At 44.6% G+C, this 16,135-nt stretch carries 16 protein-coding genes; 6 read left to right on the forward strand and 10 right to left on the reverse strand.

Annotated elements, in window-relative coordinates:
- Positions 1-102 precede the first annotated feature (102 nt).
- Together AB6D93_RS16175 and AB6D93_RS16180 are read left to right on the forward strand one after the other, a co-directional pair.
- Positions 103-339 (forward strand): YdcH family protein, encoded by a 237-nt coding sequence (locus AB6D93_RS16175; protein ID WP_017067743.1) that lies wholly within the window; start codon positions 103-105, stop codon positions 337-339.
- Positions 340-532: 193 nt separating this feature from the next.
- Positions 533-1,429: a LysR family transcriptional regulator gene (locus AB6D93_RS16180; RefSeq protein WP_102332360.1), complete on the forward strand. Its 897-nt coding sequence runs from the start codon at positions 533-535 to the stop codon at positions 1,427-1,429.
- Between the two features lie 253 nt (positions 1,430-1,682).
- Here AB6D93_RS16180 and glpD read toward each other — a convergent pair whose 3' ends face one another.
- From glpD to AB6D93_RS16205, 5 genes are all read right to left on the reverse strand, one after another.
- Positions 1,683-3,242, reverse strand: coding sequence for a glycerol-3-phosphate dehydrogenase (gene glpD, locus AB6D93_RS16185; protein ID WP_102332361.1), 1,560 nt, complete (start codon positions 3,240-3,242; stop codon positions 1,683-1,685).
- Between the two features lie 288 nt (positions 3,243-3,530).
- On the reverse strand, positions 3,531-4,325 hold the full coding sequence (locus AB6D93_RS16190; RefSeq protein WP_102332362.1) for a DeoR/GlpR family transcriptional regulator: 795 nt from the start codon (positions 4,323-4,325) through the stop codon (positions 3,531-3,533).
- A 260-nt stretch (positions 4,326-4,585) separates the two neighbouring features.
- Positions 4,586-6,106, reverse strand: coding sequence for a glycerol kinase GlpK (gene glpK / locus AB6D93_RS16195; RefSeq protein WP_017060940.1), 1,521 nt, complete (start codon positions 6,104-6,106; stop codon positions 4,586-4,588).
- A 59-nt stretch (positions 6,107-6,165) separates the two neighbouring features.
- Complete coding sequence (locus tag AB6D93_RS16200) at positions 6,166-7,020, reverse strand: MIP/aquaporin family protein (protein WP_004732234.1); 855 nt, start codon at positions 7,018-7,020, stop codon at positions 6,166-6,168.
- Positions 7,021-7,468: 448 nt separating this feature from the next.
- The gene (locus AB6D93_RS16205; RefSeq protein ID WP_017064018.1) at positions 7,469-7,900 is read right to left on the reverse strand and encodes a PACE efflux transporter; all 432 of its coding nucleotides are present in this window, start codon (positions 7,898-7,900) and stop codon (positions 7,469-7,471) included.
- Between the two features lie 130 nt (positions 7,901-8,030).
- Here AB6D93_RS16205 and AB6D93_RS16210 point away from each other — a divergent pair, with 130 nt between their 5' ends.
- Positions 8,031-8,921, forward strand: coding sequence for a LysR family transcriptional regulator (locus AB6D93_RS16210; protein ID WP_017066099.1), 891 nt, complete (start codon positions 8,031-8,033; stop codon positions 8,919-8,921).
- An 89-nt stretch (positions 8,922-9,010) separates the two neighbouring features.
- On the opposite strand, the gene arsB is transcribed toward AB6D93_RS16210, so the two are convergent.
- The 5 genes from arsB to AB6D93_RS16235 form a co-directional block, all read right to left on the reverse strand.
- On the reverse strand, positions 9,011-10,066 hold the full coding sequence (arsB, locus tag AB6D93_RS16215) for an ACR3 family arsenite efflux transporter (RefSeq protein WP_102332363.1): 1,056 nt from the start codon (positions 10,064-10,066) through the stop codon (positions 9,011-9,013).
- Between the two features lie 109 nt (positions 10,067-10,175).
- A complete protein-coding gene (locus AB6D93_RS16220) occupies positions 10,176-10,517 on the reverse strand; it encodes a helix-turn-helix transcriptional regulator (protein WP_017064015.1) in 342 nt (113 codons plus the stop codon).
- A gap of 192 nt (positions 10,518-10,709) precedes the next feature.
- Positions 10,710-11,117, reverse strand: a complete 408-nt coding sequence (locus tag AB6D93_RS16225) for a glycine zipper family protein (protein WP_029235181.1) — start codon at positions 11,115-11,117, stop codon at positions 10,710-10,712.
- A gap of 31 nt (positions 11,118-11,148) precedes the next feature.
- Positions 11,149-11,811 carry an START domain-containing protein gene (locus AB6D93_RS16230; RefSeq protein WP_017072305.1) on the reverse strand — a complete coding sequence of 221 codons (663 nt, stop codon included), beginning with the start codon at positions 11,809-11,811 and terminating at the stop codon, positions 11,149-11,151.
- The gene (locus AB6D93_RS16235; protein ID WP_017064013.1) at positions 11,808-12,971 is read right to left on the reverse strand and encodes a glycosyltransferase family 2 protein; all 1,164 of its coding nucleotides are present in this window, start codon (positions 12,969-12,971) and stop codon (positions 11,808-11,810) included. Before AB6D93_RS16235 ends, AB6D93_RS16230 begins: the two co-directional genes overlap by 4 nt.
- Positions 12,972-13,233: 262 nt before the next feature.
- Between AB6D93_RS16235 and AB6D93_RS16240 the strand changes: the two genes are divergently transcribed.
- From AB6D93_RS16240 to AB6D93_RS16250, 3 genes are all read left to right on the forward strand, one after another.
- Positions 13,234-14,031, forward strand: coding sequence for a Cof-type HAD-IIB family hydrolase (locus tag AB6D93_RS16240; RefSeq protein ID WP_017069716.1), 798 nt, complete (start codon positions 13,234-13,236; stop codon positions 14,029-14,031).
- Between the two features lie 180 nt (positions 14,032-14,211).
- The gene (locus tag AB6D93_RS16245) at positions 14,212-14,859 is read left to right on the forward strand and encodes a DsbA family oxidoreductase (RefSeq protein WP_017060931.1); all 648 of its coding nucleotides are present in this window, start codon (positions 14,212-14,214) and stop codon (positions 14,857-14,859) included.
- 34 nt (positions 14,860-14,893) lie between these two features.
- Positions 14,894-16,102: a winged helix-turn-helix domain-containing protein gene (locus AB6D93_RS16250; RefSeq protein ID WP_102332364.1), complete on the forward strand. Its 1,209-nt coding sequence runs from the start codon at positions 14,894-14,896 to the stop codon at positions 16,100-16,102.
- The last annotated feature ends 33 nt before the right edge of the window (positions 16,103-16,135 follow it).

Genomic DNA, 16,135 nt, shown 5'->3' on the forward strand with positions numbered 1-16,135 from the left:
ATTCTATGCTGTGTACTGGATCTCATTTGTTATTTGACTCCCTTGCTAAGGTTAATAATGAATGCGTAATACCAATCACTTTACTCAACTTAAGAGGTTTCTATGCTAGGTGAAAATCATTCTCTTGTTCACGAATTTCCTGAAATGAAAGATAAAATTGCTGAGCTTGTTAAAACTGACGATGGCTTTGCAGCAGACATGAAGACGTACGACAACCTTGATAAAGAGATTCGTAAGCTTGAGCTGAAAGATTCACCCATTGATGACGGCTCGATGCACCAACTGAAACATGATCGTTCTGTACTGAAAGATGCACTGCATGCACGTTTAACTGGCTAGTGAGCTAGTAATTTTGCTGATTAGCTAAATGGCGAATTGCAGACTTAGACAAAAAAACTCCTTCGGGAGTTTTTTTCGTTTTGGCACAATAACATCTTCACAATTCAACTGAGTTAATACGTTGTATTGTTATGTGAATGACGCATAATGAGGGTTACTGGTACACGATTTTTAAGATTTTATTGGTAATCTCATGAATATTGAACACCTCAAATTGTTTGTTCGTTTAGCTTCCACACATAACATCAGCATGGCTGGGCAAGAGCTTGGTTTGTCTCCTGCTGTTGCAAGCTCGCACATCAGTAAACTGGAAGACAATTTAGGCGTTCGCTTGGTCCACAGAACCACTCGTAAGGTCTCTTTAACCGAAGAGGGGGAAGCATTCTTACCTCATGCTGAAGAAGTGTTATCGAGCGTGGATGCTGCCAAATCGGCGGTCGGTGTGGGTTGTGATTCTCCAACCGGAACGCTGAGAGTTACCGCATCTGCGTCTTTTGGACGTTTGCATCTTGTTCCTGCTTTACCTGGATTCTTAGAACGCTACCCTGGGTTAAAAGTCGATCTCAGGCTATCAGACTCGATGGTGGATGTTGTTGAGGGTGGCTTTGATATCGCGATTCGTATCTCGGAGCTGAAAGACTCGACACTGATTGCCCGAAAATTGGCGACAGACAAACGTATTGTGTGTGCATCGCCTGATTACTTAATCAAATATGGTAAGCCAGCTACACCTCGAGATCTTAATGATCATCAGTGTATTAGCTTAATTGGTTTAGAAAACTGGACCTTCAATACTGAAAGCGGGCCTAAGACGATTAAGGCATCTGGGTCGTTCAGGGCAGATAACGGGGAAGCACTGCGTGACGCAGCCTCAGGTGGTATGGGGATCACGGTGACATCGAATTGGTGTGCCTATGAACAACTGAAAAGCGGTCAGCTGGTTCAAATATTAGAAGATTACCCATTAACATCAGAGCCTGCAATTTGGGCTGTGTACCCAAGTACAAGGTTACTTGCACCAAAGGTGAGAGCCTTCATTGACTACTTCTCTGAATATTATGGTAATCCGCCGTATTGGGAGAAAACATAGAGACAAACGTTATTAAAGCGCTGACATGGTGAGCGTTTTTAAATGTGTTGTTTCGTTGAGATAAAGAATAGCAACCTTTTGTGAAGTTGATAATCAACCGGATTAATAAAACACTATTTAGTTTTTGTTGAAAATAGAGGTGTGAATAAAGTCTCAGGCTGAGCGGAATAGTAGACAATAAAAAAGCTTAGCGTGGGGAGCGCTAAGCTTTGTCATTATTTATATTCAGGAGCGGATGGTTTTGCTAGAAGAACTAACCGACTTGAGAAAAGTTCACCACAGTGCTTTCAAGATTCTCTTTTAAGTAGCTAGAAACTGCATGCTGCTCTGTTTCACTTAAGTACAGGCCAAGCTTGGTTCTGCGCCACAAGATGTCTTCGTCAGTCATCGCCATCTCTTCATTGATCAAGTAATCGATCTCAGCTTGATAAACGCCGTGTGCTTCGCTTGAGAATTGGGTACCAAGATCAGCTTCGCTCGTTGCACCTTCCAGCAGCTTCCAAGTGTAAGTACCAAATTGAGTCACATAACGTAGTAACAGTGCTTCTGATATCCAAGGGTACTTGGTGTGGATCATCTTAGCGAGCTGTTCTCTGCTGCAGCTGAAGTTACCACCCGGTAGTGTGTCGTTAGCTGTCCAAGGTGCGCCCATGTGTTTCAGGTAAGGTTCTAGCTTGTTCAGTGCCGCTTCGCCGAGTTTACGATAAGTCGTTAACTTGCCACCAAAGATAGATAGCAGTGGTGCTTGATCCATTTCTGCATCCAGCTCCAGTGTGTAGTCACGAGTGATCGCTTGTGGCGAGTCAGATTCATCATCACAAAGCGGTCTTACGCCACTGTATGTCCACACAACATCGTCACGCTCTAGTTGCTTAACAAAATGCTGGTTAACGATATCAATCAAGTAATCAACTTCTACATCGTCGATAGCCACTTCGCGAGGATCGCCTTTGTATTCAAGGTCGGTAGTACCGATGATCGAGAACTTATCTAGGTAAGGGATCATGAACACAATACGATTGTCTTTGTTTTGCAGAATGTACGCTTGTGGTTCGTCGTGAATGCGTGGCACAACAATGTGTGAGCCTTTGATCAGACGAATATTACGAGGCGAAGCCTGCTCTAAACCATCATCAAAGAACTGTTTCACCCAAGGGCCAGCTGCGTTGACCAATGCTTTCGCTTTGCGCTCGAAACGTTGGTTTGTCATCACATCAAGAATCGTTACGTGCCAAATGTCGCCTTCGCGGTGTGCTTTTTCAACTCGGCAGTAGTTGCGTACTTCTGCGTTGTTTTCTTTCGCCGCCAACACGTTCAGCAATACCATACGCGCATCATCTACCCAGCAGTCTGAGTATTCGAAACCTGTTTTCATTTCTGGTTTAAGCAAACCTGATTGAGCCAAGTTCACCGTTTTACTTCCAGGAAGAGTGGTGCGCTTACCCAAGTTATCGTAAAGGAATAGGCCACAGCGAATCATCCAAGCTGGGCGTAAAAATGGTCGATGAGGTAAACGGAAACGCATTGGTTGTGCAACGTGAGGCGCTTTTCTTAACAAGACTTCACGTTCAGCGAGTGCTTCCGAAACCAAACGAAATTCGTAATGTTCAAGGTAGCGTAGGCCACCGTGGATAAGCTTTGAGCTAGCGGAAGACGTCGCAGACGCGAAATCATTTGCTTCGTATAAGCCAACGTTTAGACCACGACCTGCTGCATCTGCCGCGATGCCTGCACCATTGATGCCGCCGCCAATCACGATCAAGTCTAAAGTGGAAGATGTACTGTTGTTTGAATTATTTTGTTGAGCACTCATGGTTTTGACCTCTTTCTGAGCGAACGAGCATTTTAGAACATAATTGAATCCTATATGAACTTTCGTTTGCGGTCATTTATTATTTTCGTTTATGCGCGTTTTATGTGATTTGCGCATAAAAAAACCTTCGCTTATGACAGCGAAGGTTCCAAATAACTCTCATTCGAGCATAGAAGTGATATTAATCATGTTCAAGTGCGACTTTCCAAGTAACAAAAAAGCCCATTATCGATAAAGTGATCTATCAATAATGGGCTCTTTTAATGAACATGATTTCTGAGCGTTTTTTTATTCGTCCGACGCTAGTGGTTGAGACGCGGTCTCGATCACTTCCAATGGGATCGATGAATCCTTGAGGATGTTCAGGAGCTCTTCTGGTGGCTGTTTATTGGTGAACACCATGTGTGCTTGAGAGATGTTACCCAGCTTAACCATTGCGTTGCGACCAAACTTACTGTGGTCGACGGCTAAGAAGATGCTGCGGCTGTTTTCGATGATAGCTTGCTTCACTCGAACTTCATGGTAGTCAAAATCAAGCAGTGAGCCGTCAAAGTCGATGCCGCTGATCCCTAGAATGCCGAAATCGAGGCGGAACTGCTTCACGAAATCGAGTGTTGCTTCACCCACGATACCGCCATCACGGTTTCTCACTTCGCCACCTGCCAAGATAACCTTTATCTCTGGGTTTGGTAGCAGGATACTGGCAACGTTGATGTTGTTAGTCACGACTCTGAGTTGTTTGTGGTTTTTGTTCAGCGCGCGTGCCACCGATTCTGGTGTGGTGCCGATATCAACGAACAAGGTTGCACCATCTGGAATGTGTTTAACCAGCTCGTCGGCAATCACATCTTTTTCATTGAAGTTAAGCGCTTTACGCGTGTTGTAAGAGGTGTTTTCTGAGCTAAGAGGAATGGTTGCACCACCGTGATAACGACGGATTTTGTTGCTATCAGCCAGCTCATTGAGGTCTCGTCTGATGGTTTGTGGGCTAACATCGAACTTCTCTACGAGCTCTTCGGTGCTCACATATCCTTGTGTTTTTACCAGGTCTACAATCTGCTGGTGTCTTGGTATCTGCTTCACTTAACTTACCACTCCCTGCACGCTATGGGCTCTAGCGCGTCACAATCGAAAATATTAACTCGCGCTATTGTGCTCGAATTGATGAGGAGAGAGAAGTAATGATAGTAAGGAATTATGTCCAAACCGCAAAAACGTTGATCAAAACATGAAAAATTGGCTCCAAACGCAAAAAAGAGCACAAAATAGTGCTCTTTTTAGTTTCGTTTACTGAGGAACGAACAATTCAATCGATAAGAGAGTGATTATTCGAACGCTCGATTTTACTCTTCGTCGTCATCGTGCAGTTCAGACCAAACTTGTGCACACTTGATAGCACGCTTCCAACCTTTGTAACGGCGGTTACGCTTTTCTTCATCGTGGTGTGGCAAGAACGTACGGTCTAGTACTGCTTTGTCTTGAAGCTCATCGATGCTGTCCCAGAAACCAACTGCTAGACCAGCAAGGTATGCTGCACCCAGAGCCGTTACTTCAGTTACTTCAGGACGGTGAACTTCTGTATCTAGTACGTCTGATTGGAATTGCATTAGGAAGTTGTTCGCTACTGCACCACCATCAACACGTAGGTTTGCTAGCTTGATGCCAGAGTCCGCTTGCATCGCATCCAATACGTCACGAGTTTGGTAAGCAATACCTTCCAGTGTTGCACGGATGATGTGGTTAGAGTTAACACCACGAGTCAGGCCAACAATCGTACCGCGAGCGTAAGCATCCCAGTATGGTGCGCCTAAACCAGTAAACGCAGGGACTACGTAAACGCCGTTTGAAGAATCCACTTTCGTTGCGAAGTACTCAGAGTCTTCTGCGCCAGCCAGTAGTTTCATTTCATCACGTAGCCATTGGATTGATGCGCCGCCCATGAATACCGCACCTTCCAGTGCGTATGCAGGTTCGCCTTTAGGGCCACATGCCAGTGTGGTTAGAAGGCCGTTTTTCGATGTGACTTTCTCTTGGCCTGTGTTCATTAGAAGGAAACAACCAGTACCATAAGTGTTCTTAGCTTGGCCTGCTTCTACACACATTTGACCGTAAAGTGCAGCTTGTTGGTCACCCGCAATACCCGCGATTGGAATACGAGTACCGCCTTTACCACCAAGGTTCGTTTGACCGTAAACTTCAGAAGAACGCTTCACTTCAGGCATCATTGATGACGGGATACCCATTTCATCAAGCAGCTTTTGATCCCAACATAGGTCGTTGATGTTGAACAACATAGTACGTGACGCGTTAGTGTAATCCGTAACGTGAACACGTCCTTGAGTCATCTTCCAAACCAACCAAGTATCAACGGTACCGAACAGTAATTTGCCAGCTTCAGCGTCTTCGCGAGCGCCTTCAACGTTGTCTAGAATCCATTTTACTTTTGTACCTGAGAAATACGGGTCAAGGACTAAGCCTGTATTGTCACGTACGTAGTCTTCTAGGCCACGTGCTTTAAGGTCTTCACAGATGTCTGCAGTACGGCGACACTGCCATACGATTGCGTTATAAACAGGCTTGCCTGTCTCTTTGTTCCAAACAATGGTGGTTTCACGTTGGTTCGTGATACCAATGCCCGCTAGCTCATCGCTGCGGATGCCTGCTTTAGCAAGAGCTTCAACCAATGTAGAGCTTTGAGTCGCCCAGATTTCCATTGGATCGTGCTCAACCCAACCTGCTTTCGGGTAAATCTGAGTGAATTCTCTTTGAGAAGAGCTAACGATGTTTGCATCGTGGTCGAGGATTACAGCGCGAGAACTTGTGGTGCCTTGGTCTAGGGCAACAATGTATTTTTGCTCGGTCATGGTAAGAATCCTTTTTCTTTCGTTATTTATATTTTAGTAAATGTAAGGTCGCTTAGGGATTAAGCTTGAGCTTGTTCAGCTTCTTCTTCTGTTTCACATTGGTTTGGAATTGTGCAGCCTTGGCCTTCTACTGGTAGGTAAGCACCGATAACACGTGGGTACAACCAACCACCAAAACACGCACCAGCAATTGGAGCAAGAATTGGAACGATGAAGTAAGGAATATCACGAGCACCGCTTAGTGCGAAATCCCAACCTGCAAAGTAAGCGAACAGTTTTGGTCCGAAGTCACGAGCAGGGTTCATTGCAAAGCCCGTCAGTGGACCTAAAGAACCACCGATAACCGCGATAAGAATACCGATCAGTAGAGGGTTCATTGCACCGCGAGATGCGCCGTTGTTCTCATCACCTAACGCTAAAATGGCAAACATCAACACTGCAGTAATCACGAATTCCACAGCAAAAGCGCCGAAGAAAGAAAGTGAAGCATGTGGGTAAGTCGAGAAGATACCAGCAGTTGATAGTGCGTCTTGGCTGCTACGAACGAAGTTATGTGCGATTTCGTAGTCAGTAAATAGGTTGCTGTACAGGCTGTAAACCAATGCTGCAGAGCAGAAAGCACCAAGCAGTTGCGAAATGATGTAAGGCACCACTTTCGCTTTATCAAAGCCATGGAACATGGCCAGTGCAATCGTTACGGCTGGGTTGATGTGTGCGCCTGAAACGCCGGCAGTACAGTAAATTGCAATCGCAACACCGAAGCCCCAGATGATGCTGATTTCCCATTGTCCGAATGTCGCACCAGTTAATACCAGAGCGGCCACACAGCCAACGCCAAAGAATATGAGTAATCCTGTACCGATAAATTCAGCCAAGCATTGCCCAAATAAAGAAGGGTGTTTGTTTGTTGTCATGTTCGAGTCCTTTTTAGTTTTGCTTATCTAGCACGTGTATTGTGCATATATTTGCGAACTCGAAAATAAACGAACATCAAAAGTGAGCGTTTGAGCATAAAATTGTTAATTAAAGTCACTTGAAATGTTAATCCGAACACTTTTGCTCGAAAAAGATGCTCGCATGAACGTCATTGCTCGAATTGATAGGTTGCGAAGCCGCTCAAACTACCTATATGTAAATGAATGCGCAACTGGTACGAGGAGTTTATGTTTGGATTTGTGATGCTACTTCGTGAGTGGCGGATTATTAGACTTAATTAGGGAGGGCTGTGTGATGTTTTTGCTATGTAACAAGGGCGTTAACAAATGAGCTTGTATGCATAAATGAATAAACTGCCAACTATGTTGTAGTTTGGCAGTTTTAATTTGGGTGTATGTTCTTGTTATACGAGACGAACTTACCGCTCTAAACCAGAGCTGCAACTTTTCCTTTCGCAACCAATTGATCTCGAACTGAGTCATACGCCCAGTTGAACGCAATCGCGTAAAGTACGAAGAAGATAACTAGGCCGATGTCCATGATCAGTACGGTTAGGAAGTCGAGTTGTAGAACCCACATCAAGACAGGTAGAGTCACTGTCATTAAGCCAAGCTCAAAACCTAATCCGTGCAGGATACGTGTTTTCGTGGTTCTTTTGCTTCGGTCTGCTCCGTAAATTTTGTCGTAGCCATAGTTGTAAACGTAGTTCCAAGCCATCGCTATCAATGATATTGCGAGCGCTAAGCCTGCCATTTCACCTGCGCCGTTTCCTGTAATATAGGTTGCAAGCCCTGCCATCAAAACCAAAGCAACCAATTCAAATAGCACCATGTGCAACATGCGTTCTTTATGTGACATTTTTCTAACTCTCTTTACGATTAAATAGCCGCCGATGGGCTAATGACTTGGCTAAATAATATCTACTTAAGTGATAATATAAAGATAGTTAGCATCACATATAGTGATAGTAAGTTTTGGGAGACACCGAATGTACAACATTGAACAACTGAAAATGTTTGTGTATGCCGTTGAATTAGGGTCATTTTCTGCCAGTGCTCGTCATTTGGGGAAGGTGCAGTCGGCGGTGAGCCAAGGCATCAGTAATCTTGAAATAGATTTTAATGTTGAGCTTTTTGATCGTTCGACTCGAAAGCCTTCACTAACCAAAGCGGGCGAGCAGTTATTTAAACAGGTGAAAGCGATCGTGCTTCAGGTTGAAGATCTGAATGTGACGGTTAGTGCGATGGGCAGTGGTGAAGAGGGGCTCATCAAAATTGCATTAGATGATTCACTATTGGTCCCGAATCTATCTAAGATCCTTAGTCAGTTCAGTCAACAATTCCCTGCGACTGAAGTGGAACTGGTTGCGTGTACCACGACAGAGGTCAATCCGTTAATTATCGAAGAGAGGGCCGACATTGGATTAATGTTTACTAACTTGGCTTTTGATGTCGGTTCTGAGCCTTGCTTTATCGGTCACTTACCGTTTATTGCTGTGTGTCATCCAAGTCATGCGCTCGCAAAAACAGGTGTGGCGAAACTCTCTGACTTACTCCCGCATCGTCAGTTAATGTTGAGGGGAGACAAAGGTAAGGTGATGGATCAGTTTCCGCTGATTGCCGGAAAGGTATGGTGGTCAAACAGCTTTATCGTCATTAAAGAGATGATTCTTGGTAGCGATATCGGTTGGGCATACTTACCGAAACACCTTGTTGAAGAAGAGCTTATTAAACAGCGCTTGGTAGAGGTGAATGTGTCATTTGACCATAAAACTTGGTCGCCTCCGGTTGATCTTGTTCTGTCTAAAACACGCTCAAAAGGTCCTGCATTACTTTGGCTTGAACAAGCATTGAAAGGCCTATTAGACGAAACTGAATAAAGAAAAGGCTCACCGTTTAACGTGTGACCCTTTCTGTTCAAAGTGATGCTGCTTTTTGTTAGTTCTAGTTCTAGGTGTAGACGTAGATGCTATACGCTAGGTTTAACCGTCTGACCGTTGTAGTACTTGTCTTTCATCTTAAGCGCCACGTTCACAAGGTAAATCAGCACAGGGACTTCAATCAGTGGACCGATAACGCCTGCAAACGCTTGGTCTGAGTTGATACCGAATACTGAGATAGCCACGGCAATCGCTAGCTCGAAGTTGTTACCTGTTGCTGTAAATGCAATTGATGCGTTCTTGTCGTACTCGATGCCCATCTTTTTACCGATGAAGAAACTGATGAAGAACATCGCAGTGAAGTAGATAGTCAGTGGAACCGCAATTAATAGAACGTCCATTGGCAGTTCAACAATCATTTCACCTTTCAGGCTGAACATCAGAACGATGGTTGCCAGTAGTGCAATCAGTGTGATTGGAGAGATGCGTGGAATAAATACGTCGTTGTACCACTGCTCGCCTTTCATCGACACAAGGATCTTACGGCTTAGGAAGCCCGCTAGGAATGGGATACCTAGGTAGATAAGTACACTGTGTGCAATGTCGATCATCGAGATATCAACCAACATGCCTTCGTAACCAAATACTGGTGGAAGAACGCTGATGAACAACCACGCCATAAAGCTGTAGCTCACCACTTGGAATGCACTGTTTAGAGCAACCAATGCCGCGCCGTACTCTTTGTTACCGCCGCCGATGTCGTTCCAAACCAGAACCATCGCCACACAACGAGCAAGACCAATCAGAATCACCCCAACCATGTAACCTGGGTGGTCTCCCAAGAAAGTTAGTGCCAATGCAAACATCAGAATTGGACCAACGATCCAGTTCATGATCAAAGAGAGCTTAATGGCTTTCTTATCTTTTACCACAGTGCCTAGCAGGTTGTAGTTAACCTTAGCCAGAGGTGGGTACATCATTAAGATAAGGCCAATCGCAAGCGGAATGTTAGTGGTGCCAACAGACATTGAATCGTTCCACTGTTCGATCTGTGGGAATAGGGTGCCGAGTAGTACACCAAGGCCCATGGCAATAAAAATCCACAGTGTTAAGTAGCGATCTAGAAAACCTAACTTTGGTTTCATGATAATCTCTCTTAGTTGATATCGTAAATCGTCGAAAAACGATTGGTTGTGGCAAAAAAACACGCTTAAAAGTAAAGGCTATCAAAGCCGATCATTCAAGCGTGAACTTCTATTTTAAAATGCTGTTAAATATCGATTCGAAGCGTTGAATATTGTCGCGGTCGATGCGGTAACACATCTTCGGCGGAATCGACTCAGCCGTAATAAAACCTGAGGCTTTCAATATTCTTAAGTGCTCTGATACCGTTGATTGAGCTAAACCCAATTCACTCACCAGATCACTGTTCAAGCAGCCGCCCGATTTTTCTAACGTGGAAAGGATACTCAATATACGTATTCTTGCTGGGTGAGCGAGTGCTTTCGCCAGTGCGGCCATTTGCTTTTCTGCTTTAGCATCACCGTGTTCGATGGGCAGAGAACAGCCACCAGATGTCGAGCAAGTTGAGTTCATATTGACGTCTCACTTTCATTAATCGTTAAAAGACGATTAATGATAAGCCTATTTTAAATAGGGGTCAATGCTCACTGTCTATTTGAACGAACTTTAAGGTGGCGATTCAGGGACTATGGTTGAACTCTGCTTTGACTCAGCTACGCAAAATGGCGTGAACATCGATTAAACGCCATTTTGCTCGGTTATCCGCTAGTTAAGAACGGTATAGCCTCGGTTGATCATACAGTTACGATTCACTTGAAACTTCTGCTGCTCAGATAGCTCGGCGGATTGTCTTTTTTGAGCACCGTGCTTTAAAGCGCCGCTGATAATACCGATGCCAGCACCAATTTTTGCACCATCATGACCACTCCCGCCAGAGACGGCTCCACCAACCGCACCCAGCGCTGCACCCTTAGCGGTTGAACCGACAATATCGCTGCCAAGAGAATCGACCTCTTCAGGCTTCACTTGTTGAGCGTATTGCTCACATTCATACAGATCGGCGTGATACTGTGTTTCATCAACACCTTTAGTATCGACAATGATTTGATTAGCAAATACTGAACTTGATGCTACAAGCAATATCGCTGCGATTGGAGAGAATGGAAATTTCACAATATAGACCTCTAGAGTATTCATTGCATTGTTAAAGTGACGTGTAGTTCTCGATGAAATCAAGGCGCCGATCGGTGTACTCACCAGAATCCAACATCTTAGATAACCCGCGAAGCGTGTTGTAAGGCTGAGAAACGGCCACCATGTTAATGAGCCAATACGGAATATCGCCACCTGGATCACTCAATACTCGATAAGAGATATGGGTGGTGTTTTCGTCGATTGGTGTCAGGATCCAACTCGCCTCTAATTCAGCCACTCTGATGATTTTTTTATTATTGTTTGGCAGGTAATCAGGCCTACCATGCTGATCAATGGTGACAACCATCGTCTTTGGATCTTGAGTGATGACGTTCTCTACGATAGCTTCACGATCGGCAACTGGCCAAGGTGCCTTGGTATAGGTTTTGGTGATCGTGTGCGCCGCACTAAAATGCTCTATTTCTTCCATGTCATCGATGTTTTCTACCCATTGCGTGCCAACAGAGGTATCGATAAAGAGTGCGATAATAGAAGTGAGGGACGCGTTGATGTCGCCTTCTGCTCGAAATTCTTTAAAGTGACTGCCTTCAATTTTACGGTTATAAACCTCGATGCCTTTTTTATCGCGTGCCAGTGACCAGCCATCGGTGTCTGATGCAAACACCGAAACTGAACAAGCAAGAAGAAGCAAAGTAATAATCTTATTCATCATGTTAATGAGCGCCCTTTCCAGCTGATTTTATTGGTTTTAGATAAGCGGTAACTGTTCAGCACGAGTAGGCTTTGAACACAAATACCGAAGGGTACGGTTAACGCAAATTTTGCGGGAACAAACAGTTCCTTAACCAAAATGAAGTAGGTGACGATCGACACCAAGAGCATCACAGAGCTGACAATGAGTGAATAAGCATGAATGGCAGACATGTCACTGATGAAGGCGTTCGCCGATACCAGCATCAAAAGCGGTCCCGCCCATGCGATGATGTTGGCTTTGATGAAGACTTTTAAAGCTTGTGCTTGCGATTGACAATTCACAATAAGATTCATGTTTTTGGAAAAGCCAGCCCAGATTGAGTTGAAGTCTGAATACATGTGCGTACTCATTAGTTTGTCTGCAAATGCCCAGAAAATCTTAAATCCATTGACCTTCATGACTTTTGCAAAGGCGATGTCTTCCGATATCGCGTTTGCTACTGCGGCGTGTCCACCGACTGCGTCGTAGGATTTTCGGGTAAACAACATCGCCTGACCGTTAGCAATCGCTTCTTCCTTAGTCATGTCGTTCGAGTTTTTAAAGTTCATATAAGATGCGATCGATAGAAAGATGCCCGGCAAGGTCGCTTTTTCTGCCACAGACGCAAAAGTTTGTTTTGGATTAAACGATAAGAGATCAGTTTTTTGTTGGATAGCAAAGTCGATAACGCTCTGTAGCATCGCGGGTGCTGAATCGGTATCTGCATCAATGAAATACACATATTCACCGCTCGCGTTGAGTGCGCCAGCCATACATGCATTGCTCTTACCAAGCCATCCGGTCGGTAACGTTCTACCTGAAATACAGCGCGCGTTAACGTCGAACTTACTGATCAATGCTTCTACTTTTGCACGGGTTGAGTCAGTAGAAAAGTCATCAACAACAATGACTTCAAACTTGTCTTTTGGGTAGCTCTGCTTCAATAGAGAGCCAAGGCTGATTTCAATATTGTCTTCTTCATTTCGCGCAGGAATAATGACGGAAACAGTCGGCCACTCAGTTCTTTTGAACGATATTTTAGGTTCAATGTGAATACGATGGCGCTCTAAGTTCGCAAGTGTGATTAGAAACTTGACGGTAACGATGCAAAGCAAGGTCGTAATAATAGCTAAAATCATAATGACTGTGGTCGGAATAAAGTGATGGAGAGACGGGAAAGAATATAGTGGAGTGTGATCTAGCGCATATCTTGTATGTAGGACTTAACCCTTCAAACTGGAATGCGCTTCTGTTAGCGTTTGCCTTGGAAAGATGTGAAACAGTGACTGACAGGCGGTAAAATAAGCATTGTATTCACCAGCGACTCTAGCGATATAATCGAACCCAGAACCGTTACTCAAGATAACGAATGATCATAATCCAATAATAGGTACGCCCGACATGCCCCAACAAAACATCAAATTTATCGCGACTGATATGGATGGCACCTTACTCGATGAGCATGGAAAGCTCGACCCTGAGTTTTTCAATCTTTATGAGCGCTTAGAAGCGCAAGATATTATTTTTGCTGCCGCGTCTGGCCGCCAGTATTACAGCTTGCTAGAAACATTTTCCCCGCTTAAAGATCGCATGATGTTTATTGCTGAAAACGGCACATTAGTGATGCACAAAGGCCAAGAACTTTACAGCTGCTTGCTTGATACCGATGCCATTAAAGAGATCATTAAAGAAGCTCGAGCTATTGAAGGCGCGCATGTGGTGCTATGCGGTAAGAAATCGGCATACATCGAAACCAAAGATGAGCGTGCTCTGGCGGAGATCTCTAAGTACTACCATCGCCGTGAGCAAGTAGAAGACTTACTGGCGGTAGAAGACGATTTCATCAAGGTGGCTATCTGTCACTTCGACGGTTCACAAGAGAAAGTGAACCCAACTATTGATGCCAAATTCGGTGAGAACTACCAAGTGGTTGTAAGCGCAAAAATTTGGTTAGATGTGATGAACGCTGAAGCGTCAAAAGGTGCGGCGATTAAACATCTACAGAACACATTAGGTTTCACTTACGAGCAGACCATGAGCTTTGGTGATTACCTAAATGACTTGGAAATGCTTAAAGAGAGCTACCACTCTTACGCGATGGAAAACGCGCATCCAAAGTTAAAAGAGATCGCGCGTTTTGGCGCGCCAAGTAACGTTGACGCGGGTGTGTTCCAAGTACTTGAGAAATTGCTAGCGTAACGCTCTTAAGCTAGATTCGATTTTTATCAAAGCCAACTCGTGAAAATGAGTTGGCTTTTTTGTTGGCTGCTGTTGTATTGAGTTAAATTTGAACGAGTGTTCAGCTTGTTGTAGTCTAACCAGAAAGATGGGTATTCACTTTGAATTGGATACGCCTTAGTAACGATATTTGGAATGATTATGAGCAAGAAACTTCAACTTGATATTATTTCTGACGTAATGTGCCCGTGGTGCGTAGTCGGTTACAAAAACTTAGAGCTAGCCGTTGCGGAACTTGGTTTAGAAGACCAGATTGAACTTGAATGGCAGCCGTTTGAGCTTAACCCTGACATGCCGCAAGAGGGCGAAAACCTGCGTGCCCATATCATGAGAAAATACGGTTCTAGCGCAGAAGAGAGCCAACGTTCACGAGAACAGCTTTCGGCTCGCGGCCAAGCGGTTGGTTTCGATTTCAATTTCTATGACAGTATGAGAATGGTCAATTCACGTCATCTACATGTACTTCTCGATTTTGCACTAGCGCACGGCAAACAGACTGAGTTAAAGCTACGCTTCTTTGCTGCTCACTTCACAGAGCAAAAAGACCTGTCCGATCTTGAAGTCATTGCACAAGAGCTTGAAGCGGTTGGCTTAGACTCAACGAAGGCACTGAAGCGCCTAAAGAACACCGACAACTTGAAGCAAATTGAAGCGCAAGAGTTTGAATGGCAACGCATGGGGATCTCTGCGGTTCCTACTGTGGTGTTCAACCGTAAGAGTGCAGTAACGGGCGCGCAGACGGTAGAAACCTACAAGCAGATTCTTCAAGAGCTTATTGCTGAATCATAAACGGATCATTGCTATCAATTAGAGTCTGAATTTCATGGAATCACTGTCACTCGCTCAAGCGCAAAAACTGGTATTGCTTTCGCAAAAGCTGCCGCCTAAGAAGTTGCCACCTAAAAAGCAACGCAATGGGGGCGCTTTGGCGAACACGTTGTCTGCGATTGAAAACCTTGGCTATGTGCAAATTGATACCATCTCTGTGATTCAACGAGCTCACCATCATACGTTGTGGAATCGAAATCAAGACTACCAACTGAACAATCTTGATAAGCTGTTAGAGCGTCGAGAAGTATTTGAGTATTGGTCGCATGCCGCCGCGTATTTACCCATGCGTGACTTCCGATTCAGCCTACACCGCAAGAATGGTTTTGCGAGCGGTAAGCTCAAGCATTGGTATAAAAAGGATGACGCACTGATGGCTCATGTTCTCAAACGTATTGAGAATGAAGGGCCGTTGATGGCGAAAGATTTTGAAGGGGATAGGCCAAACCCCGGCGGTTGGGGCGGTAAACCGGCCAAGCAAGCATTAGAAACATTGTTCATGCAAGGCGACTTAATGGTGCCAAGCCGAGTTAACTTTCATAAGGTGTATGACCTAACCGAGCGAGTTTTACCGAGCGGAATTGATACCTCTGAGCCGACAGAACAAGAGTACATCGAGCATCTGATAACACGTTATTTAGAGGCTAACGGAGTTGGAATAGCGTCGGAAATGAGCTACCTACTCAAGAACACAAAGCCTTTGATTCAGAGAGCACTCCAACAGATGCTTGAAGATAAGCAGGTTCTGAAAGTAGATATTCAAGGCTCTGATTACTATGTCCTGCCAGGTGCTTTTGAACTGCTGAATCAACCTCTTTCCAGAACCAAGCTTAAGATACTGTCTCCGTTTGATAACCTGCTGATTCAACGAAAGCGAATGCAATCATTGTTCAACTTTGATTACCTCCTAGAATGCTATGTTCCAGAGGCCAAGCGTCAGTTTGGTTATTTTAGCTTACCGATTCTGTGGCAAGGTAAGCTGGTGGCGCGAATGGATTGTAAGGTCGACAGGAAGACCCGTTTACTCAATATTCGCAACTTGGTTGTTGAAGAGCGAATTAGAAACCATGAGTCATTGGTTCACGCTTTATGCGATGAGCTTAAACACTTCATGGTGTTCAACCAATGTGATGAGATGATCGTCCATTACACTACACCTTCTGATCTTGGTAAACGCTTGGTGAGCCATTGGCAAACGGTCTAGCGGTCTTTGTTGTTCCGGAAATCCTTCATTACT

Origin of the sequence: Vibrio sp. 10N.247.310.23 (assembly GCF_041467155.1) — a bacterium.
GTDB lineage: Bacteria > Pseudomonadota > Gammaproteobacteria > Enterobacterales > Vibrionaceae > Vibrio > Vibrio crassostreae_C.